Raw genomic sequence first — 23,720 nt, forward strand, 5'->3', positions numbered from 1 at the left:
ACTCTTTCCTTGTTGCTTAAGAACGTTCGAGTTCGATGTCCAGGCCCAGGGAACGGATTTCCTTGACCAGCACATTGAACGATTCCGGCATGCCGGCTTCGATGGAGTGTTCGCCCTTGACGATGCTCTCGTACACCTTCGTACGGCCTTGCACGTCGTCGGACTTCACCGTCAGCATTTCCTGCAGGACGTAGGCGGCGCCGTAAGCTTCCAGCGCCCACACTTCCATTTCCCCGAAACGCTGGCCGCCGAACTGCGCCTTGCCGCCCAGGGGCTGCTGCGTGACCAGCGAGTACGGGCCGGTCGAGCGGGCGTGCATCTTGTCGTCCACCAAGTGGTGCAGCTTCAAGAAGTGCATGTAGCCGACGGTAACCGGACGCTCGAACTGGTCGCCCGAGCGGCCGTCGTACAGGTACGCCTGGGTGCGCGTATCGGTCAGGCCCTTGAGCTTGGCGATGTCGTCCGGGTAGGCGAGCTTGAGCATGCCGCGGATTTCTTCTTCCGAGGCGCCGTCGAACACAGGCGTCGCGAAGGTCGCGCCGTTCTGCAGGTTCGCCGCCATCTCGAGCAGCTCGGTGTCGCTCAGCGAACCGAGGTTTTCCTGGCGGCCCGAGCCGTTGTACAGCTGCTCCATGAACTTGCGCAGCTCGGCCACCTTGGCCTCCTGCTGCAGCATGTCGCCGATGCGCTGGCCGATGCCCTTGCCGGCCCAGCCCAAGTGCACTTCCAGCACCTGGCCCACGTTCATCCGCGAAGGCACGCCCAGCGGGTTCAGGCAGATGTCGCACGGCGTACCGTCGGCCATGTGGGGCATGTCTTCGACCGGAACGATCTTCGACACCACGCCCTTGTTGCCGTGGCGGCCGGCCATCTTGTCGCCGGGTTGCAGGCGGCGCTTGACGGCCAGGTAGACCTTGACCATCTTCAGCACGCCAGCGGGCAGCTCGTCGCCCTGCGTGAGCTTCTTGCGCTTTTCTTCGAACGACAGGTCGAAGCTGTGGCGCGTCTGCTCCAGCGAGTTCTTGATCGACTCGAGCTGCGTGGCCACTTCGTCTTCCGCCGGGCGGATGTCGAACCAGTGGAACTTCTCGACCGACGACAGGTAGGCCTTGTCGAGCTTGGTGCCCTTGGCCAGCTTGTTCGGGCCGCCGTTGGCGACCTTGCCGGTCAGCAGCTTCTCGATACGGTCGAACGCGTCGGCTTCGACGATGCGAAGCTGGTCGTTCAGGTCGAGGCGGAAGCGCTTGAGCTCGTCGTCGATGATCTGCTGGGCGCGCTTGTCGCGCGTGATGCCTTCGCGGGTGAACACCTGCACGTCGATCACGGTGCCTTGCGAGCCCTGGTCCACGCGCAGCGAGGTGTCCTTCACGTCGGAAGCCTTCTCGCCGAAGATGGCGCGAAGCAGCTTCTCTTCAGGCGTCAGCGTGGTCTCGCCCTTCGGCGTGACCTTGCCCACCAGCGTGTCGCCTGGCTGCACTTCGGCGCCGACATAAATGATGCCGGATTCGTCGAGGCGGTTGAGCTGCTGCTCGGCCAGGTTCGGGATGTCGCGCGTGATTTCTTCGGCGCCCAGCTTCGTGTCGCGTGCCATCACCACCAGTTCCTCGATGTGGATCGAGGTGTAGCGGTCTTCGGCGACGACGCGTTCGGAGATCAGGATCGAGTCTTCGAAGTTGTAGCCGTTCCAGGGCATGAACGCGATCAGCATGTTCTGGCCCAGGGCCAGTTCGCCGAGGTCGGTCGATGCGCCGTCGGCCACCACGTCGCCCTTGGCGATCTTGTCGCCGCGCTTGACGATGGGGCGCTGGTGGATGTTGGTGTTCTGGTTCGAACGCTGATACTTGATCAGGTTGTAGATGTCCACACCCACTTCACCGGCTGCCGCTTCGGCATCGTTCACGCGCACCACGACACGGGTCGCATCGACGTAGTCGACGATACCGCCACGGGTGGCCGTGACCACGGTGCCGGAGTCGACCGCGGAGACGCGCTCGATACCGGTACCGACCATCGGCTTCTCGGGGCGCAGCACAGGCACGGCCTGGCGCTGCATGTTGGCGCCCATCAACGCGCGGTTCGCGTCGTCGTGCTCCAGGAAGGGCACGAGCGATGCGGCCACCGACACGATCTGCGCGGGCGACACGTCCATGTACTGGATGCGCTCGGCACCGACCAGGATCGATTCGCCGGCTTCACGCGCGGAGACCAGGTCGCCGGTCAGCACGCCGTCCTTGTCCAGGGCCGCGTTGGCCTGGGCGATGACGTACTTGCCTTCTTCGATGGCCGACAGGTAGTCGATCTCGTTGGTGACCTTGCTGTCCGCCACGCGACGGTACGGGGTCTCGATGAAGCCGTATTCGTTCAGGCGGGCGTACAGGGCCAGCGAGTTGATCAGGCCGATGTTCGGGCCTTCAGGCGTTTCGATCGGGCACACGCGGCCGTAATGGGTCACGTGCACGTCGCGCACTTCGAAGCCTGCACGTTCACGCGTCAGACCACCCGGGCCAAGGGCCGACACGCGGCGCTTGTGGGTGATTTCGGACAGCGGGTTCGTCTGGTCCATGAACTGCGACAGCTGCGACGCACCGAAGAATTCCTTCAGCGCGGCCGAGATCGGCTTGCTGTTGATCAGGTCGTGCGGCATCAGCGGCTCTTGCTCCGCTTGGCCCAGGCGTTCCTTCACGGCCTTCTCGATACGTGCCAGGCCGGTGCGGTACTGGTTCTCGGCCAGTTCGCCGACGCAACGCACGCGGCGGTTGCCCAGGTGATCGATGTCGTCGACTTCGCCGTTGCCGTTGCGCAGGTCGACGAGGATCTTGACCACGGCCAGGATGTCTTCGTTGGTCAGCACCATCGGGCCGGTGGATTCGTCGCGGCCGACCTTGGCGTTGAACTTCATGCGGCCCACGCGCGACAGGTCGTACGTGTCCGGGTTGTAGAACAGGCGCTGGAACAGGGCCTGCACCGCGTCTTCCGTCGGCGGCTCGCCGGGGCGCATCATGCGGTAGATGGCCACGCGCGCGGCGAACTCGTCCACCGTTTCGTCGATGCGCAGGGTCTGCGAGATGTACGCGCCCTGGTCGAGTTCGTTGGTGTAGATGACCTGCACGTCCTGCACGCCTGCCGTGCGCAGCTTCTTCAGCAGCGCTTCGGTCAGCTCGTCGTTGGCCTTGGCCAGGATTTCACCCGAGTCGGCGTCCACGATGTTGCGGGCGATGACGCGGCCGATCAGGAAGTCTTCCGGCACGCTGATGTGCGTGGTGCCGCCCTGCTCGAGTTCGCGCGTGTGGCGCGCGGTGACGCGCTTGTCCTTGGCGACCACGACCTTGCCCGACTTGTCGGTGATGTCGAAGCGCGCGACTTCGCCGCGCAGACGCTCGGAGACGAACTCCATCTGCGCGCCGCTGTCCATCAGGCGGAAGTTGTCGTTCACGAAGAAGTTCGCGAGGATCGATTCCGGGTTCAGGCCGATGGCCTTCAGCAGGATCGTGACCGGCATCTTGCGGCGACGGTCCACGCGGAAGTACAGCATGTCCTTCGGGTCGAATTCGAAGTCGAGCCACGAACCGCGATAAGGAATGACGCGGGCCGAGAACAGCAGCTTGCCCGAGCTGTGCGTCTTGCCCTTGTCGTGTTCGAAGAACACGCCCGGCGAACGGTGCAACTGCGAAACGATCACGCGTTCCGTGCCGTTGATGATGAACGAACCCTTTTCGGTCATGAGCGGCACTTCGCCCATGTAGACCTCTTGTTCCTTCACTTCCTTGACCACCTTCGACTGCGAGGTCGACGACTCGCGGTCATAGATGATGAGCTGCACCTTGGCGCGCACGGCCGAGGCGAAGGTCAGGCCGCGGGTCTGGCATTCGCGCACGTCGAACGCCGGCTTCGCCAGGTTGTACTCGAGGAACTTCATCTCGACAAAACCGTTGTGCGAGACGATCGGGAAGGCGGCGTCGAACGCGGCCTGCAGGCCTTCGACGGTGCGCTGTTTGGGGGCGATGCCGGCTTGCAGGAACGCGGTGTACGCGTCTTTCTGCATCTGCAGCAGGTAAGGGATTTCGACGACGCTGTCGCGGTTACCGAAACTTTTTCGGATGCGCTTGCGTTCGGTGTAACTGTACGCGGACGATTGGGCCATGAGAGCTCCGGTGCTTGAGATCTTCAGCGACTTGTCAGCAGTGCCTAGGCACCACTGCTTGGCGGCTGGCCACTACCAGCCGTTGGCGGACGGCGATGCGTTGCACATCGCCCGAACCAAGGGGTCTTCTGCAGTCGGGGTCAGAAGACACTCAAAAACCGTCGCGTTTGGGCTTTTCCGTCGACCTGAAGGTCTCCGGGAAAGCCGGCAACGAGCCGGCTTTTGGGTGCGCTCTGAAAGCGGCAAAGGCTGGAGGGCCTTTTCAGGCACCTCCAGCCCTCTAGGGGGACTGAATTACTTCAGTTCCACCTTGGCGCCAGCTTCTTCCAGCTTCTTCTTGGCGGCTTCAGCGTCAGCCTTGGACAGGGCTTCCTTGACAGCCTTGGGAGCGGCTTCCACCAGGTCCTTGGCTTCCTTGAGGCCCAGGCCGGTGATTTCGCGCACGGCCTTGATGACCGACACCTTGTTCGCGCCGACTTCAGCCAGCACGACGTTGAATTCGGTCTGTTCTTCAGCCACGGCAGCAGCAGCACCGCCACCAGCGCCAGCCGGAGCAGCCATTGCAGCGGCGCTCACGCCGAACTTCTCTTCGATGGCCTTGACCAGGTCGTTGAGTTCCAGGACCGTCATGCTGTCGAGCGCGGTCAGAAATGCGTCTTTATCGAATGCCATTTTTGTTTCCTAACAATTGGGTTGAATATTTCAAACGCAAGCTCAAGCGGCTTGCGCTTCTGCCGGTGCATCGGCGGGTGCAGCTTCGCCTTCGCCACGCTTCGCAGCCAGCGCCGCGAGAACGCGTGCCGTACGGGAAACGGGGGATTGCATCAAGCCCAGCAATTGGGACAGCAGCACTTCCTTCGAAGGGATGTTGGCCAGTTGCTTCACGCCGTTGACGTCCAGGGCCTTGCCGCCGAACGCACCACCGCGAATCACCAACTTGTCGTTGGTCTTCGCGAAGTCGGCCACCACCTTGGCGGCGGCCACTGCGTCTTCGGAAAAGCCGTAGATCAGCGGACCGGTCATCTGGTCACCGACGACTTCGAATGCGCTACCAGCCACAGCACGGCGTGCCAGCGTGTTCTTCAACACGCTGAGCGTCACGCCCTTGCTGCGAGCTTCGCTGCGCAGTTTGGTCATATCGGCAACCGTGATACCACGGTATTCCGCCATCACGAGCGTTTGAGCTTTTGCGGCGAGGCTGGTCACATCACTGATGACCGCTTCTTTCTCACTGCGATTCAGACTCAAGGTCTACTCCTTTTAATGCGACCTTCGGCCGGGGCCTCGGATCGCGCTTCATGCAGCGACCAACTGTTTCGGAACAAAAACAAATTCCTTGCAGTGGGGTCGCCATCTGCGCTGGTCACCGGACAGGAAGGTCCGGCGATTAAGTGCAGCACCCTGCACACCAGCGGTCTTGGATGGCTCGCGGCAACCGAAGCCGCCGCGACCCACCACATTCGCCTCACCCTTTCGGGCGAGGCCAATCTCTTCAGCTCGCCGAGATGGTTTGCGTGTCGACGCGGACACCCAGACCCATGGTCGACGACACCGCCACCTTGCGCAGGTACACACCCTTGCTGGTCGCGGGCTTGGCCTTGACCAGAGCGTCGATCAGCGCGGCGAGGTTGCCTTGCAGCTTGTCGTTGTCGAACGAGCGACGGCCGATCGTGCCGTGCACGATGCCGGCCTTGTCGACGCGGAACTGAACCTGGCCAGCCTTGGCGTTCTTCACGGCCGTGGCGACGTCCGGGGTCACGGTGCCAACCTTGGGGTTGGGCATCAGGCCGCGCGGGCCGAGGATCTGACCCAGCGTACCGACGACGCGCATGGCGTCCGGTGCGGCGATCACGACGTCGAAAGGCATGTCGCCAGCCTTGACCATGGCAGCCAGGTCGTCCATGCCGACGATGTCGGCGCCGGCGGCCTTGGCTTCTTCAGCCTTGGCGCCTTGGGCAAACACGGCGACGCGCTTGGTCTTGCCGGTGCCGTTGGGCAGCACGACGGCGCCACGCACAACCTGATCCGACTTCTTCGCGTCGATGCCGAGCTGCACGGCCACGTCGATCGATTCGTCGAACTTGGCGGTGGCCGCGTCCTTGACGATGACGATCGCGTCAGCCAGCGGGTACAGCTTGTTGCTGTCGACCTTGCCTTGCAGCGACTTTTGCTTCTTGGTGATCTTGGACATTTACACGCCCTCCACATTCACGCCCATCGAGCGGGCCGAGCCGGCGATGGTACGAACTGCTGCGTCGAGGTCGGCGGCAGTCAGGTCCTTCATCTTGGCCTTGGCGATTTCTTCGAGCTGGGCGCGCGTGATCTTGCCGACCTTGTCGGTGTGCGGGCGGGCCGAACCCTTGTCCAGCTTGATGGCCTTCTTGATCAAGGTGATCGCCGGGGGCGTCTTGATGATGAAGGTGAAGCTCTTGTCAGCGAACGCGGTGATGACCACCGGCAGCGGCAGACCCGGCTCGACGCCTTGGGTCTGCGCGTTGAACGCCTTGCAGAACTCCATGATGTTCAGACCGCGCTGACCGAGTGCGGGACCGATCGGGGGGGACGGGTTGGCCTTACCAGCTGGGACTTGCAGCTTGATGAAGCCGACGATTTTTTTCGCCATGCTTTGCTCCTTGCGGGTGATATCGCCTTGGCTTGCGGCCGAGGCTCCCCGGGGTTGAACGACTCTTCGAGATCAAGGCCGCGCGCCGAGTCGGACAACGCGCAGCCGGAATTGAGGCGGGCCTTTCGGCCCGCGGCTCAGGTCTTCTCGACCTGGCTGAATTCGAGTTCCACAGGCGTCGCGCGGCCGAAAATCATGACCGACACACTGACCTTGCTCTTCTCGTAATTGACTTCTTCGACCGTGCCGTTGAAGTCGGTGAACGGGCCTTCCTTGACGCGCACGAATTCGCCAACGGTGAACTCGACCTTGTGGCGCGGCTTCTCGGTGCCCTGCTGCATCTGGCTGACGATGTCCTCGACCTCTTTCTGCGAGATCGGGGCCGGACGGTTCTTGGCACCGCCCACGAACCCGGTCACCTTGTTGGTGTGCTTCACCAGGTGCCAGCTCTCGTCGTCCATGATCATTTCGACCAGCACGTAGCCCGGGAAGAAACGACGCTCGGTGGTGCGCTTCTGGCCGTTCTTGATCTCGACCACTTCTTCGGTCGGGACCAGGATGCGGCCGAACTTGTCTTGCATGCCGGCGCGGTTGATGCGCTCGGTGATGTTGCGCTCCACGGCCTTTTCCATGCCCGAATAGGCATGCACCACGTACCAACGCAGATCAGGGTTGGCGGCAGGGGCCAGGATCGGAGTGTTCTCCTCTTCCGGCGTGGTTTCAACTACGTCGTCGGTCATTGCTTATTTTCTCCAGCCCAGAATGAGGTCGAAGAACACCCATTCGAGCGTCTTGTCGGTGAGCCAGAGGAAGACGGACATGATCGCCACGAAGGCGAACACATAAGCCGTCATTTGCATCGCTTCCTTGCGGGTCGGCCACACGACCTTCTTGACCTCGCGCCACGAGTCGCGGCCAAAGGCCCACAACTGACGGCCATTCTCCGAACTGCCGAAAGCAGCCACCGCAGCGGCCAGGCCGACCAGCAGCGCCGCCCATTGCACCAGCGAGCCCTGGCGCGACAGCAGGTAGAACGCCACGATGGCGCCCACTGCCAGCACGACCGCCACGGCCAATTTGGCCTTGTCGGCGCCGGTGCTCACGGTTTCGATTTGAGAAGTGGCCATGTTCGGCTGATTTCCTGTGGCCCGGAGGCCTTCAATTCATTGCGTCTCTTCAGACGCCGAAGCCCGTCGGGACACGACGGGCTTTTTTCGGGGTGCCACCTAGGTGGCAGGGGCAGTAGGAATCGAACCTACAACCTTCGGTTTTGGAGACCGACGCTCTGCCAATTGAGCTATACCCCTCCGGTACTTTTTGCGCCCGACTTAGATGTCGAGGATCTTGGCGACGACGCCCGAACCCACGGTACGGCCGCCTTCGCGGATGGCGAAGCGCAGGCCTTCTTCCATCGCGATCGGGTTGATCAGCTTCACGGTGATGCTGACGTTGTCGCCAGGCATGACCATTTCCTTGTCCTTGGGCAGCTCGATCGCGCCGGTCACGTCCGTCGTGCGGAAGTAGAACTGCGGGCGATAGTTGTTGAAGAACGGCGTGTGACGGCCACCTTCGTCCTTCGACAGGACATACACCTCGGCGGTGAAGTGCACGTGCGGCTTGATCGAGCCGGGCTTGCACAGCACTTGGCCGCGTTCGACTTCTTCGCGCTTCGTGCCGCGCAGCAGCACGCCCACGTTGTCGCCGGCTTGACCCTGGTCCAGCAGCTTGCGGAACATTTCCACGCCGGTGCAGGTGGTCTTGACCGTCGGGCGGATGCCCACGATTTCGATTTCTTCACCAACCTTGATCACGCCGCGCTCGACAGCGCCGGTCACCACGGTGCCGCGACCCGAGATCGAGAACACGTCTTCCACGGGCATCAGGAACGTGCCGTCCACGGCGCGCTCGGGCGTCGGGATGTACGTGTCCAGGGCCTCCGCCAACTTCATGATGGCGCCTTCGCCCAGTTCGCCCTTGTCGCCTTCGAGGGCGAGCTTGGCCGAGCCGTGGATGATGGGGGTGTCGTCGCCGGGGAATTCGTACTTGTCGAGGAGTTCGCGAACTTCCATTTCGACCAGCTCGAGCAGTTCCTTGTCGTCGACCATGTCGCACTTGTTCAGGAACACGATGATGTAGCCCACGCCCACCTGGCGAGCCAGCAGGATGTGTTCACGGGTCTGGGGCATCGGGCCGTCGGCGGCCGAGCACACCAGGATGGCGCCGTCCATTTGAGCGGCGCCCGTGATCATGTTCTTCACATAGTCAGCGTGACCGGGGCAGTCGACGTGTGCGTAGTGGCGGTTGGCCGTTTCGTACTCGACGTGCGCGGTGTTGATCGTGATGCCGCGGGCCTTTTCTTCAGGCGCAGCGTCGATCTGGTCGTAGGCCTTGGCTTCGCCGCCGAACTTGGCCGACAGCACCGTGGCGATCGCAGCCGTCAGCGTGGTCTTGCCGTGGTCGACGTGACCGATCGTGCCCACGTTCACGTGCGGCTTGGTGCGGGTGAATTTACCTTTTGCCATTTTTCGACTCCGAAAAAAACGTTTTCAACGTATGCAGATGGGTTGCAATGCTGCATTTGCAACCCCCAAAAACTGGTGCCCTTTGCGGGAATCGGACCCGCGACCTCTCCCTTACCAAGGGAGTGCTCTACCACTGAGCCAAAAGGGCTTTTGTAACAAAGTTACGAATTCACATCGCCTCAACAACGAACCAAGTCTCTGGAGCGGGAGACGGGAATCGAACCCGCGTCATCAGCTTGGAAGGCTGGGGTTCTACCATTGAACTACTCCCGCATCGGGGGCACTTCAAGGCACCCAAAGCGCTAGATCCAATCGCTCTTAGAAACCAAATTCATCGCTGGTGGAGAGGGCTGGATTCGAACCAGCGTACTCGTAAGAGGGCAGATTTACAGTCTGCTGCCATTAACCACTCGGCCACCTCTCCGGCGAACCTCGAAATATAGCACGTTTTTGTGACTACTCAGAAATCCCTGCATCTCAGCGATGCGGAAGAACTGCTCGAGGAGCGAATCCTCCGATTATTAACCAACTTCAGCCCTCGATCCGCTGAGCCTCGCGCCAAGCACGCGCTTCTCCGAAATGTCCGCATCCGATGAACGGAACCGGCGGACGCATCGCGGAAAGCGGCGACGGATGATTCGACATCAGCACCTTATGGCGCTCAACATCAATCAACGCACGCTTACTTTGGGCATGCGCACCCCATAGCATAAAAACAACAGGCTTCGCGCCAGCCGAAACGTGTCGAATGACGGCGTCCGTTAGCACCTCCCAGCCCTTGCCGGCGTGGCTGGCCGGCTGGGCCTCTTCCACCGTCAGGCAGGTGTTGAGCAGCAGCACGCCATGGGTCGCCCATTTCACGAGGCTGCCACCCGGATCGGGGAATGGCGGCGGCGGCGTGCCGAGGTCGCGCTGCAGCTCCTTGAAGATGTTGCGCAGCGATGGCGGCAGCGCCACGCCGGGTGCCACCGAGAAGGCCAAGCCCTCGGCTTGGCCACGCCCGTGGTACGGGTCCTGCCCCAGGATCACCACGCGCACATCGTCGGGCGGCGTCAGTTCGAGCGCCCTCAACGGCTGCGGCGGAAAGATCACGGCGCCCGCATCCAGGCGCTCGCGCAAAAAGCCCTGCAGCTTCTGCCCCACCGCGCCGGCGAAGAACCCGTCGACCAGCGCCTGCCAGCCCGGCGCCACCGGCCAGTCGGCACCGTTGCTGCTCGACAGCTGATCGGGCCGGCTCATTGGAACAACGCAGCGAGGGCCTCGCCGGGTTCCTTGGCGCGCATGAAGGCCTCGCCGACCAGGAAGGCGTTGACGCCCGCCGCACGCAGCGTGGCCACGTCTTCCCGCGTGCCGATGCCCGACTCCGTCACCGGCAGGCGGTCTGCGGGCAGCCTCGGCAGCAGGTCGATGGTCGCCTGGATGGAGACTTCGAAATTGCGCAGGTTGCGGTTGTTGACGCCGATCAGCGCCGTCTTCAGCTTGAGCGCGCGGTCGAGCTCGGCCGCGTCGTGCACCTCCACCAGCACCGCCATGCCAAGGCCGCGCGCAATGGCTTCGTAGTCCTTCATCTGCGCATCGTCGAGGCACGCGGCAATCAGCAGGATGGCGTCGGCACCCATCGCACGCGACTCGTACACCTGGTACGCGTCGATGATGAAGTCCTTGCGCAGCACCGGCAGGTCGCAGGAGGCACGCGCCTGCTTGAGGTAGTCGACACCGCCCTGGAAGAACTGCTTGTCGGTCAGCACCGAGAGGCAGGCCGCGCTCACTGTGCCGTCGCCCTCCGCATAGCTCTGCGCAATGTCGGCCGGAATGAAGTCTTCGCGCAGCACGCCCTTGCTCGGGCTCGCCTTCTTCACTTCGGCGATCACGGCGGCGTGGCCGGCGGCGATCTTGGCGCGCAGCGCGGCTTCGAAGTCGCGCGTGAGCACGCGGCTTTCGGCGTCGAAGCGCACCGCTTCGAGCGGCGCGCGCTTCAGGGCAGCGGCCACTTCCTGGCGCTTGACGGCAACGATCTTGTCGAGGATGTCGGACATGGGTTCGGGTTCTCTCTGGTGGGGTCTCAGACGGTCGTGGAAGCCTTGACCAGTTCGGCCAGCTTGGCCTTCGCGGCGCCCGAGGCGATGGCGCCGCGCGAGCGCTCCACGCCCGCGGCAATGGAGTCGACAACGTTCGCCGCATACAGGGCCGCGCCAGCGTTCAGCAGCACGATGTCCAGCGCGGGGCCGGCCTGATTGTCGAGCACGCCCCGCAGCATCGCCATCGACTGCTCGGGCGTTTCCACGCGCAGCGCGCGGTTGCTCGACATCTGGAAGCCGAAGTCCTCGGGGTGCAGTTCGTACTCGCGGATCTCGCCGTCTTTCAGCTCGCCCACCATCGTGGCGGCGCCGAGCGAGATCTCGTCCATGCCGTCGCGCCCGTAGACCACCACCGCGTGCTCGGCGCCGAGCCGCTGCAGCGCGCGCACCTGGATGCCCACGAGGTCGGGGTGGAACACGCCCATCAGGATGTTCGGCGCGCCCGCCGGGTTGGTCAGCGGCCCGAGGATGTTGAAGATGGTCTTGATGCCCAGCTCCTTGCGCACCGGCGCCACATTCTTCATGGCCGGATGGTGGTTGGGCGCGAACATGAAGCCGATGCCGCACTCCTCGATGGAGCGCGCGATCTGCTCGGGCTTCAGGTTGATGTTCACGCCCAGCGCTTCGAGCACGTCGGCGCTGCCCGACTTGCTAGACACGCTGCGCCCGCCGTGCTTGCTCACCTTGGCGCCCGCCGCGGCCGCGACGAACATCGAGCAGGTCGAGATGTTGAAGGTGTGCGAGCCGTCGCCGCCGGTGCCCACGATGTCCACCAGGTGCGTGGTGTCCTTCACGGGCACCTTGGTCGACACCTCGCGCATCACCTGCGCGGCGGCGGTGATCTCGCCGATGGTTTCCTTCTTCACGCGCAGGCCGGTGATCAGCGCGGCCATCATCACGGGCGAGCACTCGCCGCTCATGATGAGACGCACGATGTGCAGCATCTCGTCGTGGAAGACCTCGCGGTGCTCGATGGTGCGCTGCAGCGCTTCCTGGGGGGTGATCATGATGGGGTCTCCTCGAGAGTGAATCAGCGGCCGATGCGAACGGCCGGCGCGTCGGTGAACGCGAGCTTGAGGCCGAAGCCGATGAAAAGAACGCCGGCGGCGCGGTCCAGCCAGTGCATGCCCTTGCGCACCGCGCCGCGCCGCGCCATCCAACCCGCTGCCAGAGCCCATCCGATGTTGACGGGCACGGCGTTGAGGTTGAACAGCACGCCCAGCAGTACGAAGTACAGCGCCTTGTCGTCGGCGCCCGGTGCAATGAACTGCGGCACGAACGCCAGGAAGAACAGCGCCACCTTCGGGTTGAGCACGTTGGTCCAGAAACCGCCCATGAAGACGGCCTTGAGGCCGCGCTCGCCGCCAGCGTCCACCGCCTGTTCGATGTCGGCCGACGGGGTCGGCGGGGCCGGGCGCGACAGCACCATGCGCACACCCAGGTACAGCAGGTAGGCCGCGCCGATGTACTTGAGCACCGTGAAGGCCGCTGCCGATGTCGCCATCAGCGTGCCCACGCCGACCGCCGCCGCGAAGATGTGGACGAAGCAGCCCGCCGTGATGCCCAGCCCCGCCACGATGCCGGCGCGCACGCCCGAGCGCAGCGAGTTCGTCACCACGTACAGCACATCGGGTCCCGGCGTGAGGTTCAGCAGCCAGCCGGCGGCGATGAAAGCGAGCAGATGGGGAAGATCAGGCATCGCGTCCTCGCGGGGCTCAGGCGTTGAAGAAGCCGCGGATCGCGGCGACGGCCCGGTCGACGCCGGCGGCATCGACGTCGAGGTGCGTCACGAAGCGCAGGCGGTAGAGCCCCGTCGCCAGGATGCCTTGCTGGTTGAGGCTGGCGATCAGTTCCGACGAGCGCGCGTGCGCGGCGCCGGCGAGGTCCGCGAACACGATGTTCGTGTGCGGCGCCTCGACCGTCAGGCCCTCGATGCCTTCGAGCCCCTGCGCAAGCCGCTGCGCCAGTGCATGGTCGTCGGCCAACCGGTCGACGTGGTGGTCCAGCGCATGCGACGCCGCCGCGGCCAGCAGGCCCGCCTGGCGCATGCCGCCGCCGGCCATCTTGCGGATGCGGTGCGCGCGCGCGATGAACTCGCGCGAGCCCACCAGCGCCGAGCCGATGGGCGCGCCCAGGCCCTTGCTGAAGCACACCGACACGCTGTCGAAGCACTGCGCGATGCGGCGCGCTTCCGCGCGGATGTCGCTGCGACCGTTGCGCGCCGCCTGCGCGGTGGCGGCATTGAAGAGCCGCGCTCCGTCCAGGTGCCGCTGCAGCCCCTTGCGCTTCGCCAGGTCGGTCGCGGCCTGCACGTAGTCGAAGGGCAGCAGCTTGCCGCCCAGCGTGTTCTCCAGCGCCAGCAGCCGCGTGCGCGCGAAGTGCGCGTCGTCGGGCTTGATGGCCGCTTCGATCTGCGCGAGCGGCAGCGTGCCGTCGCCCGCATGGTCCAGCGGCTGCGGCTGCACGCTGCCGAACACCGCCGCGCCGCCGCCCTCCCAGCGGTAGCAATGCGCCTGCTGGCCGACGATGTACTCGTCGCCGCGGCCGCAATGCGAAAGGATGGCGCACAGGTTGCTCTGCGTGCCGGTGGGCACGAACATCGCCGCCTCGAAACCCAGCAGCGCCGCGATCTTTTCCTGCAGCGCGTTCACGCTCGGGTCGGTGCCGAAGACGTCGTCGCCCAGCGGCGCGGCCATCATGGCCTCGCGCATCGCGGGCGTGGGTTGGGTGACGGTGTCGCTGCGCAGGTCGACGAGGGAGGTGCTGTCGGTCATGGTGGGTCAGTCCAGGAAGTTCTTGAGCATGGCGTGGCCGTGCTCGGTGAGGATCGATTCAGGATGAAACTGCACGCCTTCGATGCGCACGTCGTGCGCGTACCCGGTGTGCCGCACGCCCATGATCTCGCCGTCGTCGGTCCAGGCGGTGACAGCCAGCGCCTTGGGGCAGCTCTCGCGCTCGATCGACAGCGAGTGGTAGCGGTTGACGACGAACTTCTGCGGCAGCCCCGCGAACACGCCCTCTTGCGTGGTCGTGATCTCGCTGGTCTTTCCGTGCATGAGCTGCTGCGCGCGAACGATCTTGCCGCCGAAGGCCGCGCCGATGGCCTGGTGGCCCAGGCACACGCCCAGGATCGGGAGCTTGCCCGCGAAGGCCTCGATGGCCGCCACCGACACGCCCGCTTCCGCCGGCGAGCAGGGCCCCGGCGACACCACCAGCCGCGTCACGCCGGAAGCAACCAGCTCGCCGATCTGCGCCACCGTGATCTCGTCGTTGCGATGCACCTGCACGTCCGCGCCCAACTCGCCGAAGTACTGGACGATGTTGTAGGTGAAGCTGTCGTAGTTGTCGATCATCAGCAGTTTCATGGCTTGCTCGCAATCCGGTGCACGCCCTTCACCACGGGGAACACATTGAAGTTGATGAGAAGGCCCAGCTTCAGGCCCGACAGCCGCAGCGCGGCCAGCACCTGCGCGCGGTGCAGGTCGGTGAGCACGTCGACCGCCTTGAGCTCCACGATGACCGACTGCTCGATCACGAAGCCCGCGCGGTACACCTCGCCCAGGGAACGGCCCTTGTAGGTGGCCGCGAGCGCCACGTCGCGCGTGAAGCCGATCTCGCGTTCGGCCAGCTCGATGGCCAGCGCCGCGGCGTAGGCGCCCTCGTCGAGCCCCGTGCCGAGCACGCGCTGCACTTCGACGGCCGCGCCGATGATCTCGTGCGAAAAGTCGTTCTGAATATCGGGTGCGTTGCTCATGCTTATTCCAGGCCTTCCTCGACCAGTTCGGCGGCACGCAGGAGTGCGCGCGCCTTGGCTTCCGTTTCTTTCCACTCCAGCTCGGGCACCGAGTCGGCCACCACGCCGGCCGCGGCCTGCACGTGCAGCATCTGGTCCTTCACGATGCCGGTGCGAATCGCAATGGCCACGTCCATGTCGCCCGCGTAGCTGATGTAGCCGCACGCGCCGCCGTACAGGCCGCGCTTGGTGGGCTCCAGCTGGTCGATGAGCTCCATCGCGTGCACCTTGGGCGCGCCGGTCAGCGTGCCGGCCGGGAACGTGGCCTTCAGCACGTCGATGGCGGTCATGCCGTCCTTCAGCGTGCCTTCGACGTTGCTCACGATATGCATCACGTGGCTGTAGCGCTCCACCGCGAAGGCCTCGGTCACCTTCACGGTGCCGGTCTTGGCGATGCGCCCGATGTCGTTGCGCGCCAGGTCGATCAGCATCACGTGCTCGGCGCGTTCCTTCGGGTCGTTGATGAGCTCCACCTCGGCCGCCTTGTCGAGCTCCAGCGACGCGCCGCGCGGGCGCGTGCCGGCCAGCGGGCGGATGGTGATCTTCTGCTCGCCGTCGCCGGTGTTCTCCTGGCGCACCAGGATCTCGGGCGACGCGCCCACCACGTGGAAGTCGCCCAGGTGGTAGTAGTACATGTAGGGCGAGGGGTTCAGCGAACGCAGCGCGCGGTACAGCGACAGCGGCGACTCGGTGTAGCGCTTGCTGATGCGCTGGCCCACCTGCACCTGCATGAAGTCGCCCGCGGCGATCATTTCCTTGGCGCGCTCCACGGCCGCGAGGTAGTCGGCCTTGGCGAAGCTGCGCTCCGGCGGATGCGGCTGCGTGGGCTTCACCACGGGCGCGCTCACCGAGTACTTGAGCTTGTCCTTCAGCTCGCGCAAGCGGCGCTTGGCCACGGCGTAGGCCTCGGGCTGCTTCGGGTCGGCGTAGACGATGAGGTACAGCTTGCCCGACAGGTTGTCGATGACCGCGAGTTCCTCGCATTGCAGCAGCAGGATGTCGGGGCAGCCCAGCGTGTCGGGCGGGCAGCTTTTTTCGAGCTTGCGCTCGATGTGGCGCACGGTGTCGTAGCCGAAGTAGCCGGCCAGGCCGCCGCAAAAGCGCGGCAGCCCCGGGCGCAGCGCCACCTTGAAGCGCTGCTGGTACGCGGCCACGAAGTCGAGCGGGTTGCCCCGCGCGGTCTCCACGACCTGGCCATCGGTCACCACTTCGGTGACGGCCTCGTCGCCGAAGCCGGAGGCGCGCAGCAGCGTCTTCGCTGGCAGTCCGATGAAGCTGTAGCGCCCGAAGCGCTCGCCGCCCACCACCGATTCGAGCAGGAAGCTGTGCTTGCCGCCGCCCTGCGAATGGGCCAGCTTGAGGTAGAGGGACAGGGGGGTTTCGAGGTCGGCAAAGGCCTCGGCCATCAGCGGAATACGGTTGTAGCCCTGGGCGCTGAGGCTCTTGAATTCAAGTTCGGTGATCACGGATTCGTTCTCCAGTTGCCGCTCGGCGCTCTCTGGCCGGGGGCAAGGTCATTCACTGGTGGTCCGGAGCGGGTGTGCAGATCCGGAACCGCGGGCGCACGGCGTGCGCCGTGCAATCAAACAGTCAGCGAAGTATGGCTACGCCAGGGCCAGGCTCCCCGGCCTTGACCTGTCTGAATGATGTGATGAACGAACATGAGGCGCGGAGTTTAGCCCACGAAAACGCCGAACGCGTGCAATACGGCTGTCAACGGCCTTCTTCAGGGTTCCCCCGGAGCCTTGTGCGTAAAACGAAAAGATACATTCGCACGACCGTTCGCAAAATTCCAAGGAGACTCCCGTGCCCGTTCCATCGCTCTCGTCCGTGTGCGTCCGCCTTGCGCTGCTGGCATCCTTCGCCGCCGCTCTGGGCGCCTCTTTCGGCGCCGGCGCCGCGCAGGTCGACGTGGCCGGCGTCAAGCTGGAAGACCGCATGGACCTGCGCGGCACCGCCTTGCAACTGAACGGCGCGGGCGTGCGCTACAAGGCCATCTTCAAGGTCTACACGGCGGGCCTCTACGTGGGCCAGAAGGTGTCCACGCCCGAAGAGGCGCTGGCCGCGCCCGGCCCCAAGCGCGTGGCCATCACCATGCTGCGCGACATCGACGCCAACGAACTCGGCAAGCTCTTCACCAAGGGCGTGGAAGACAACTCGCCCAAGAGCGAGATGCTCAACCTCATTCCGGGCCTGCTGCGCATGGGCCAGATGTTTGCGGACCAGAAGCAGCTGAAGACCGGCGACACCTTCACCATCGACTGGCTGCCCGGCACCGGCACGCTCATCACCGTGCGCGGCGTGCCGCAGCCCGACCCGGTGAAGGAGCCGGCGTTCTTCAATGCGCTATTGCGCATCTGGCTCGGGCCGAGCCCGGCCGACTGGAAGCTGAAGGACGCGATGCTCGGCAAGCAGTAGCCGGCGCGGCCAGAGCAGAACGAACCAGGCAGGCGCCCCGCGTTCAGCCCGCTGCCGGCACCAGCTCGGCCAGCGAATCCACGAAGCCGTCCGCGTCCACGCCGCGCACCGGCTCGCCGTGGTTGTAGCCGTAGCTCACCAGCACCACGGGGCAGCCGGCGGCACGCGCGGCCTGTGCGTCGTTGCTCGAGTCGCCGATCATCAGCGTGCGCGCGGGCACGGTAGCCAGCGCCGCGCAGGTCTTCAGCAGCGGCAGCGGGTCGGGCTTCTTGCGTTCGAAGGCGTCGCCGCCGAACACCAGTTCGAAGAAGCCGTCCAGCCCCTTGGCGGCCAGCAGCGGCACGGCGAACGAGCCCGGCTTGTTCGTGAGGCACGCCAGCCGCACGCCCCGCGCGCGCAGCGCCGTCAGCCCCTCGACGACACCGCCATACACCGCCGAATGCTGTCCGTTGATGGCCAGGTAGTGGTGCTGGTAGCGCTCCCAGGCCGCGTCGAACAGCGCGCGCGCCTTGGCCTGCGCGCCCTCCGGGTCGGTCGGCTTCAGCACGTGCACGAGCGCGGAATGAATCAGGTGCTCCGAGCCCTTGCCCACCATCCGCTCGATGGCGGCGGGCGCCACGGGCGGCAGCGACAGGTCGCGCAGCATGCGGTTCAGGGCCTCGGCAAAGTCGCCGAGCGTGTCGACCATGGTGCCGTCGAGGTCGACGATGGCGGCGTCGAAGCGGGTGAAATCGAAGCGAAAGGGGTTCAAGGCAGGCAGCGAAAGTAGGAGCCGCAGGAGTTTATGCGGCCCGGCTCTGTCGAAAACGCGCCAGAAACCCGCCGAAAGCCGCGCCGGAAACTTTTTGCGGCTTTCGCACACCTACAGGGCGTACCCGTCCCGCGCGTCCAGCGCCGGACATCCCTTCACCGCCTTGCCCCGCAAGGCCCATCCACGAGGAATACTCCATGCGTCTGACGACGAAGGGCGGCTTCGCCCTGACGGCCATGATCGATGTCGCGCTGCGCGAGAGGGACGGCCCCGTGCCATTGGCGTCGATCAGCCGGCGGCAGCACATCGCCCGCTCCTCGCTCGAACTGCTGTTCAGCAAGCTGCGCCGGCATGCGCTGATCAAGGCCACCCGCGGCCCCGGCGGCGGCTACACGCTCACGCGCCGCGCCTGCGAAATCACCGTGGCCGACATCCTGGCGTCGGTCGACGCCCAGGTGCCCACCGAGGCCGAAGCCCCGGCCGACAAGAACGGCGCCGCCGAAGTCGGCTGCTATTCGACCGAAGCCCTCTGGGCCTCCGCCAAGCACCACGTGATGGAGTTCCTGGGCTCCGTCACCCTGCAGAGCCTGGTCGACGACCAGCTCGCCAAGGGCCTGCGCGTGGACGACGAACCCGTGCGCAAGAAGGCGCCGCCCCCGCGCAACGAACCCAGCCTGCGGCACGTGAACGCGCCGAACTCGGTGTTCGCCTGGAACGGCGTGTTCGCCAAGCGTTGAAGAAAAAACTGCCATGAACGAAATTTCCCTCGCACTTTTCGGTTTCAGCGCGCTGCTGCTGTACCTGGCCTGGCGCGAACGTGCCGGCGCGAACCACCGCGACGCCGGGCTGCTGGCCGGTAGCGCAGGCACCGCGGGCCTGGCGGGCGCGGTGGCCGCCATCGCTGGCGTTTTCGACTGAAGCCGGGCGCCCGGCACCGGGGCGTGCCGGCTCAACGCAGCGTGGCGTGCGGATGCAGCGGATGCGCCAGCGTGTCCGCGATGAGCCGCAGCGCCTGGTCGCACTGCTCGCGCGTCATCGGCCCGCCGAGGCAGATGCGCACCGCGTCGGGCGGGTCGCCGTCGGTGGAAAAGGCGGCACTCGCCACCACGCCCACGTTCTGCGTGCGCAGGTAGGAGGCGAACTCCACCGGGCTCCAGCCCGGGGTGAGCGGCAGCCACGCATGAAAGCCCTCGGGGTGCGCCTGCAGGCCGCTGTCGCCCAGGTAACGCGTGGCCAGCAGCTGGCGCGCCACCGATTCGGCGCGCACCGCCTGCAGCATCTCCTCGGTGGTGCCGTCTTCCACCCACAGCGTGGTCAGCGCATTGGTGATCGGCGAGGCCATCACGGTGGTCGCGCGCATGGCGCCGGCCAGCCGCTGCGACTGCACCACGGTGGGCGAGCACACATAAGCGCTGCGCAGCCCGGCGCCGAAGCATTTCGAGAAGCCGCTCACGTAGTAGGTGAGCCCCGGCGCCAGCGTGGCCAATGACGCGGGCGTCTGGCGCGGCAGCATGCCGTAGGCGTCGTCCTCGATGATGGGCACGGCGTAGCGCAGCGCCACGTCGGCCAGCGCCTCGCGCCGCGCGCGCGACACCGTGGCCGCGGTCGGGTTCAGCAGCGTGGGGTTGCAGTACAGCGCCTTGGGCTTGAGCGTCTTGCAGGCATGCTCGAAGGCATCGGCGATGGGGCCGTCGTCGTCCATCTGCAGCGCGTGCAGCTGCACGCCCAGCTGTGCCGCGATGGCCTTCACGCCCGGGTACGTGAGCGACTCCACGCACACCAGTTCCCCGGGGCGCGCCAGCTGCGAGAACAGCGCGGTCAGCACCGCGTGGATGCCCGGGCACACCAGGATGCGGTCCACGCTCGCGTGCGGCACGAAGGGCCGCAGCCACCGCATGGCCACCTCGCGGTCGTGCGCGGTGCCGCCGAAGTCCTGGTAGCGCAGCAGGTCGTGGAAGTCGATTTCCGCGAAGGCGCGGCTGGCGCTGTCGTGCAGGCGCGCCATCAGGTGGGCGTCGTCGGGCTCGGGCGGCATGTTCATCGTCATCTCGGCGCCGCTGCCGCCGCGCAGCCGCAGGCTCGGGCTGCCCGAGCGAATGAAGGTGCCCGTGCCCGCGCGCGAATCGATCAGCCCGCGCTTGCGCGCCTCGGCATAGCCGCGCGCCACCGTCGTGTAGTTCAGCTCCAGGTCGCTCGCCAGCTCGCGCAGCGTGGGCAGGCGGTCGCGCACGCCCAGCCGGCCTGTCTTGATGTCGTCGGCGATCAGGTCGGCCATCAGCAGGTAGGCCGGCTTGGCGGCGGTGCGCAGCTGCCTGCGCCAGTGGGCGGTGATGGTGGTCATCGGCGGGTGTCCTGGCGAAGTTGATTGCATCCATTGATTGCATCGGGCCACCGATCAACACGCAGGAATCGCGCCCGCATCCCGCCCGCCTCCCGCCTGCTCAGGCCCGCAGCCGCCGTGGCGAATGCTTCGATCAGGTGCGATCAACCCCATTGATCGGGTGCATTGATCGCACCGGATGTGCGTCGTCCCGGTGCGAAACGCGGAGCAGAGGAGCGCCCCGGCCGGCCGTCAACGGGTCTTTGGCGGCCACGCAAAAAAACTTTCGCCCGCCCGGCCCGCATCGCAGCGCATTGATCGCGAGTTGATCGCACGGCCGCCGCCGCGCGCTGGCACATCGCCTGCGAAGAGAAAGGCACGCAAGACCTGCGTAGTGCCCTCGTAGCCATCCACCCAACCCGGAGTACCCCATGCCCAAAGTCACCCGCCCCCGCAACGAAAAAGGCGAGTTCCTTGTCGACTACGAAGAGAAGGTGTTCGAAGACGTCAAGGCCGAGCCCGGCGAGAAGGCGCTCGTCACCTTCCACACGGTGGCCTTCGAAGGCTCCATCGGTTTCGTCAACCTGCTGCAGGCCACGCGGCTGCGCCGCAAAGGCTATGAGACCTCGGTGCTGCTGTACGGCCCCGGCGTGACGCTGGGCGTGCAGCGCGGCTTTCCCACGCTGGGCGACGAGGCCTTCCCCGGCCACCAGAACTTCAACAAGCAGATCGTCAAGTTCATGGAAGAAGGCGGCAAGGTGTACGCCTGCCGCTTCGCGCTGCAGGCGCTGTACGGCCACGGCGAAGGCGCGCTCATCGAAGGCATCAAGCCGATCAACCCGCTCGACGTGCTGGACATCGTGCTGCTGCACAAGAAGGCCGGCGCCGTCATCCTCGACACCTGGACCCTGTAAGGCAGCGCGAGCGATGGCTTCCCCACCCCGCACCGTGCGCGCCGCCGCGATCCAGATCGCGCCCGACTTCGAGCGCCCCGACGGCACGCTCGAGCGGGTGTGCGCCGCCATCGACGAGGCCGCCGCCCGGGGCGCGCAGCTGGCGGTCTTTCCCGAGACCTTCGTGCCCTACTACCCCTACTTCAGCTTCGTGCTGCCGCCGGTGCTGCAGGGCGCGCCGCACCTGCGGCTGGCGGAGCGCGCGGTGGTGGTGCCCGGCCCGGTCACGCAGGCCGTGGCCGAGCGCGCCCGCGCACGCCGCATGGTGGTGGTGCTCGGCGTGAACGAGCGCGACCACGGCAGCCTCTACAACACGCAGCTGGTGTTCGACGCCGACGGCACCCTGGCGCTCAAGCGCCGCAAGATCACACCCACGTACCACGAGCGCATGGTCTGGGGCATGGGCGACGCCGCGGGCCTGAAGGTGGTCGACACCGCCGTGGGCCGCGTCGGCGCACTGGCCTGCTGGGAGCACTACAACCCGCTCGCGCGCTACGCGCTGATGGCGCAGCACGAGGAGATCCACTGCGCGCAGTTCCCCGGCTCGCTGGTGGGCCCGATCTTCGCGGAGCAGATGGAAGTGACCATCCGCCACCACGCGCTGGAGTCGGGCTGCTTCGTGGTCAACGCCACCGGCTGGCTCACCGACGAGCAGATCCGCGCGGTCACGCCCGACGCGCAGCTGCAGAAGGCGCTGCGCGGCGGCTGCCACACGGCCATCGTCTCGCCCGAGGGCAAGCACCTGGCGCCGCCCCTCACTGAAGGCGAAGGCATGGTGGTGGCCGACCTCGACATGGCGCTGATCGCCAAGCGCAAGCGAATGATGGATTCGGTCGGCCACTACGCGCGGCCCGAGCTGCTGTCGCTCGCCATCAACGACCGCCCGGCACAGACCACGGTGCCGATGCACGCGACGCACGCGATGCACTCGCCTCAGGCGATGCACTCGACGCACGCGCTGCACCCCACGCAACCCTTCGCCTCCAGGAGCCCCGAACATGAGCACCACCACGACACAGCCCCACAGCCGGCAACTGATGACCGAGCTGCAGTCCTTCGGGTTGCGGCTGGTTGACCCTTCGGCCGGTGTCGCCAGCCGCCGCGGCGGCGCGGGGCCCTCGGACCACAAGGCCGTGACGGTCGACGGCCACACGATCATGGTGCCGGTGCACACCTCCACCGCCTGGCACTCACCCTTCACGGCCGAGGCGCCCGACGCGCAGGGCATGAGCCGCGTGATGCGCGGCAACATTCCCATCGCGCGCATCAGCTTTCCGAAGCAGCCGCGCTTCTACGCCATGCAGACCTTCGACGGCGTGCCCTACTCGCACATTGCCACGCTGCACGGCGCGGACGTGCTGGCCACCACCGTGCTGCAGACCTGCATCCGCTACGAGAGCCGCAAGAAGAGCTGCAAGTTCTGCGCAATCGGCCAGTCGCTCGCGGCCGGGCGCACCGTGGCGCGCAAGACGCCCGAGCAACTGGCAGAGGTGGCCCGCGCCGCCGTGCTGCTCGACGGCGTGAAGCACATGGTGATGACCACCGGCACGCCCAACGCCACCGACCGCGGCGCGGCCATCCTCTGCGAGAGCGCCTTCGCCATCAAGGCTGCGGTCGACATTCCCATCCAGGGCCAGTGCGAGCCGCCCGACGACGACCAGTGGTTCCACCGCATGAAGGCCGCGGGCATCGACACGCTGGGCATGCACCTGGAGGTGGTCACGCCCGAGGTGCGCGAACGCATCATGCCGGGCAAGGCCGGCGTGCCGGTGTCGCGCTACATGAGCGCCTTCGAGGCGGCCGTGGGCGTGTTCGGGCGCGGGCAGGTCAGCACCTACATCCTGGCCGGGCTGGGCGACACGCGCGACGCCATCCTCGACACCTGCGACCAGCTCCTCGCACGCGGCGTGTACCCCTTCGTGGTGCCCTTCGTGCCGATCAGCGGCACGCCGCTGGAAGACCACCCGGCCCCCTCGCCCGAGTTCATGAAGTCGCTGCTCGCGCCGCTGGGCGAGCGCGTGGTGGCGGCGGGCCTGCGCTCGGCCGACATCAAGGCCGGCTGCGGCAAGTGCGGCGCCTGCTCGTCGCTGTCGATCTACGAAAGAGAAAGCGAAGGCTGAC

General features: G+C 65.9%; 24 protein-coding genes and 4 tRNA genes. 6 read left to right on the forward strand and 22 right to left on the reverse strand.

Going from position 1 to position 23,720, the window contains the following annotated elements; genetic code table 11:
- Nucleotides 1-16 precede the first annotated feature (16 nt).
- The 20 genes from rpoB to trpE form a co-directional block, all read right to left on the reverse strand.
- Entirely contained in the window at nt 17-4,141 is a 4,125-nt protein-coding gene (gene rpoB / locus AB6807_RS26955; protein WP_116910797.1) for a DNA-directed RNA polymerase subunit beta, read from the reverse strand.
- A gap of 294 nt (nt 4,142-4,435) precedes the next feature.
- Entirely contained in the window at nt 4,436-4,813 is a 378-nt protein-coding gene (rplL, locus tag AB6807_RS26960) for a 50S ribosomal protein L7/L12 (protein WP_116910798.1), read from the reverse strand.
- A gap of 42 nt (nt 4,814-4,855) precedes the next feature.
- On the reverse strand, nt 4,856-5,389 hold the full coding sequence (gene rplJ / locus AB6807_RS26965; RefSeq protein WP_116910799.1) for a 50S ribosomal protein L10: 534 nt from the start codon (nt 5,387-5,389) through the stop codon (nt 4,856-4,858).
- 244 nt (nt 5,390-5,633) lie between these two features.
- Nucleotides 5,634-6,332, reverse strand: coding sequence for a 50S ribosomal protein L1 (gene rplA / locus AB6807_RS26970; RefSeq protein ID WP_116910800.1), 699 nt, complete (start codon nt 6,330-6,332; stop codon nt 5,634-5,636).
- On the reverse strand, nt 6,333-6,764 hold the full coding sequence (gene rplK, locus AB6807_RS26975; RefSeq protein ID WP_056584627.1) for a 50S ribosomal protein L11: 432 nt from the start codon (nt 6,762-6,764) through the stop codon (nt 6,333-6,335).
- A gap of 137 nt (nt 6,765-6,901) precedes the next feature.
- Nucleotides 6,902-7,504 (reverse strand): transcription termination/antitermination protein NusG, encoded by a 603-nt coding sequence (gene nusG, locus AB6807_RS26980; protein ID WP_007831050.1) that lies wholly within the window; start codon nt 7,502-7,504, stop codon nt 6,902-6,904.
- Between the two features lie 3 nt (nt 7,505-7,507).
- The gene (secE, locus tag AB6807_RS26985) at nt 7,508-7,891 is read right to left on the reverse strand and encodes a preprotein translocase subunit SecE (RefSeq protein ID WP_093057178.1); all 384 of its coding nucleotides are present in this window, start codon (nt 7,889-7,891) and stop codon (nt 7,508-7,510) included.
- 104 nt (nt 7,892-7,995) lie between these two features.
- Nucleotides 7,996-8,071 (reverse strand) — tRNA-Trp (locus AB6807_RS26990).
- 21 nt (nt 8,072-8,092) lie between these two features.
- A complete protein-coding gene (gene tuf / locus AB6807_RS26995) occupies nt 8,093-9,286 on the reverse strand; it encodes an elongation factor Tu (RefSeq protein WP_108143266.1) in 1,194 nt (397 codons plus the stop codon).
- A 73-nt stretch (nt 9,287-9,359) separates the two neighbouring features.
- Nucleotides 9,360-9,434 (reverse strand) — tRNA-Thr (locus tag AB6807_RS27000).
- A 51-nt stretch (nt 9,435-9,485) separates the two neighbouring features.
- Nucleotides 9,486-9,559 (reverse strand) — tRNA-Gly (locus AB6807_RS27005).
- A gap of 65 nt (nt 9,560-9,624) precedes the next feature.
- Nucleotides 9,625-9,710: transfer RNA gene (locus AB6807_RS27010), tRNA-Tyr, on the reverse strand.
- Between the two features lie 107 nt (nt 9,711-9,817).
- Nucleotides 9,818-10,525, reverse strand: coding sequence for a uracil-DNA glycosylase (locus AB6807_RS27015; protein WP_371086952.1), 708 nt, complete (start codon nt 10,523-10,525; stop codon nt 9,818-9,820).
- Nucleotides 10,522-11,322 (reverse strand): indole-3-glycerol phosphate synthase TrpC, encoded by an 801-nt coding sequence (gene trpC, locus AB6807_RS27020; protein ID WP_116913996.1) that lies wholly within the window; start codon nt 11,320-11,322, stop codon nt 10,522-10,524. The genes AB6807_RS27015 and trpC overlap by 4 nt, the downstream gene beginning before the upstream one ends.
- Nucleotides 11,323-11,348: 26 nt before the next feature.
- Complete coding sequence (gene trpD / locus AB6807_RS27025) at nt 11,349-12,371, reverse strand: anthranilate phosphoribosyltransferase (RefSeq protein ID WP_116913995.1); 1,023 nt, start codon at nt 12,369-12,371, stop codon at nt 11,349-11,351.
- A 23-nt stretch (nt 12,372-12,394) separates the two neighbouring features.
- The gene (locus AB6807_RS27030; RefSeq protein ID WP_371086953.1) at nt 12,395-13,063 is read right to left on the reverse strand and encodes a LysE family translocator; all 669 of its coding nucleotides are present in this window, start codon (nt 13,061-13,063) and stop codon (nt 12,395-12,397) included.
- A gap of 16 nt (nt 13,064-13,079) precedes the next feature.
- Nucleotides 13,080-14,138: a low-specificity L-threonine aldolase gene (gene ltaE, locus AB6807_RS27035; RefSeq protein WP_371086954.1), complete on the reverse strand. Its 1,059-nt coding sequence runs from the start codon at nt 14,136-14,138 to the stop codon at nt 13,080-13,082.
- A gap of 6 nt (nt 14,139-14,144) precedes the next feature.
- The gene (locus AB6807_RS27040) at nt 14,145-14,729 is read right to left on the reverse strand and encodes an aminodeoxychorismate/anthranilate synthase component II (RefSeq protein WP_116913992.1); all 585 of its coding nucleotides are present in this window, start codon (nt 14,727-14,729) and stop codon (nt 14,145-14,147) included.
- A complete protein-coding gene (locus AB6807_RS27045) occupies nt 14,726-15,118 on the reverse strand; it encodes a GxxExxY protein (RefSeq protein ID WP_116913991.1) in 393 nt (130 codons plus the stop codon). Before AB6807_RS27045 ends, AB6807_RS27040 begins: the two co-directional genes overlap by 4 nt.
- Nucleotides 15,119-15,120: 2 nt before the next feature.
- Nucleotides 15,121-16,623 carry an anthranilate synthase component I gene (trpE, locus tag AB6807_RS27050; RefSeq protein ID WP_116913990.1) on the reverse strand — a complete coding sequence of 501 codons (1,503 nt, stop codon included), beginning with the start codon at nt 16,621-16,623 and terminating at the stop codon, nt 15,121-15,123.
- A gap of 340 nt (nt 16,624-16,963) precedes the next feature.
- On the opposite strand from trpE, the gene AB6807_RS27055 reads away from it, so the two are divergent.
- On the forward strand, nt 16,964-17,575 hold the full coding sequence (locus AB6807_RS27055) for a chalcone isomerase family protein (protein WP_371086955.1): 612 nt from the start codon (nt 16,964-16,966) through the stop codon (nt 17,573-17,575).
- Nucleotides 17,576-17,618: 43 nt separating this feature from the next.
- Here AB6807_RS27055 and gph read toward each other — a convergent pair whose 3' ends face one another.
- Complete coding sequence (gene gph, locus AB6807_RS27060) at nt 17,619-18,326, reverse strand: phosphoglycolate phosphatase (RefSeq protein WP_371086956.1); 708 nt, start codon at nt 18,324-18,326, stop codon at nt 17,619-17,621.
- A gap of 197 nt (nt 18,327-18,523) precedes the next feature.
- Here gph and AB6807_RS27065 point away from each other — a divergent pair, with 197 nt between their 5' ends.
- Nucleotides 18,524-19,063 carry an Rrf2 family transcriptional regulator gene (locus AB6807_RS27065; protein ID WP_116913987.1) on the forward strand — a complete coding sequence of 180 codons (540 nt, stop codon included), beginning with the start codon at nt 18,524-18,526 and terminating at the stop codon, nt 19,061-19,063.
- 13 nt (nt 19,064-19,076) lie between these two features.
- Nucleotides 19,077-19,244: a hypothetical protein gene (locus AB6807_RS27070; protein ID WP_165840545.1), complete on the forward strand. Its 168-nt coding sequence runs from the start codon at nt 19,077-19,079 to the stop codon at nt 19,242-19,244.
- Between the two features lie 31 nt (nt 19,245-19,275).
- On the opposite strand, the gene AB6807_RS27075 is transcribed toward AB6807_RS27070, so the two are convergent.
- On the reverse strand, nt 19,276-20,667 hold the full coding sequence (locus AB6807_RS27075) for a PLP-dependent aminotransferase family protein (protein WP_371086957.1): 1,392 nt from the start codon (nt 20,665-20,667) through the stop codon (nt 19,276-19,278).
- 410 nt (nt 20,668-21,077) lie between these two features.
- Between AB6807_RS27075 and AB6807_RS27080 the strand changes: the two genes are divergently transcribed.
- Genes AB6807_RS27080 through AB6807_RS27090 form a run of 3 tightly spaced genes read left to right on the forward strand, consistent with a single transcriptional unit; the run spans nt 21,078 to nt 23,719 of the window.
- Nucleotides 21,078-21,560, forward strand: coding sequence for an MSMEG_0572/Sll0783 family nitrogen starvation response protein (locus tag AB6807_RS27080; protein ID WP_093126909.1), 483 nt, complete (start codon nt 21,078-21,080; stop codon nt 21,558-21,560).
- Nucleotides 21,561-21,573: 13 nt separating this feature from the next.
- A complete protein-coding gene (locus AB6807_RS27085) occupies nt 21,574-22,674 on the forward strand; it encodes a Nit6803 family nitrilase (RefSeq protein WP_371086958.1) in 1,101 nt (366 codons plus the stop codon).
- Nucleotides 22,637-23,719, forward strand: a complete 1,083-nt coding sequence (locus AB6807_RS27090) for an MSMEG_0568 family radical SAM protein (RefSeq protein WP_371086991.1) — start codon at nt 22,637-22,639, stop codon at nt 23,717-23,719. The genes AB6807_RS27085 and AB6807_RS27090 overlap by 38 nt, the downstream gene beginning before the upstream one ends.
- Nucleotide 23,720: the final 1 nt, after the last annotated feature.

Origin of the sequence: Variovorax sp. RCC_210, assembly GCF_041355175.1 — a bacterium.
Classification (GTDB): Bacteria; Pseudomonadota; Gammaproteobacteria; order Burkholderiales; family Burkholderiaceae_C; genus Variovorax.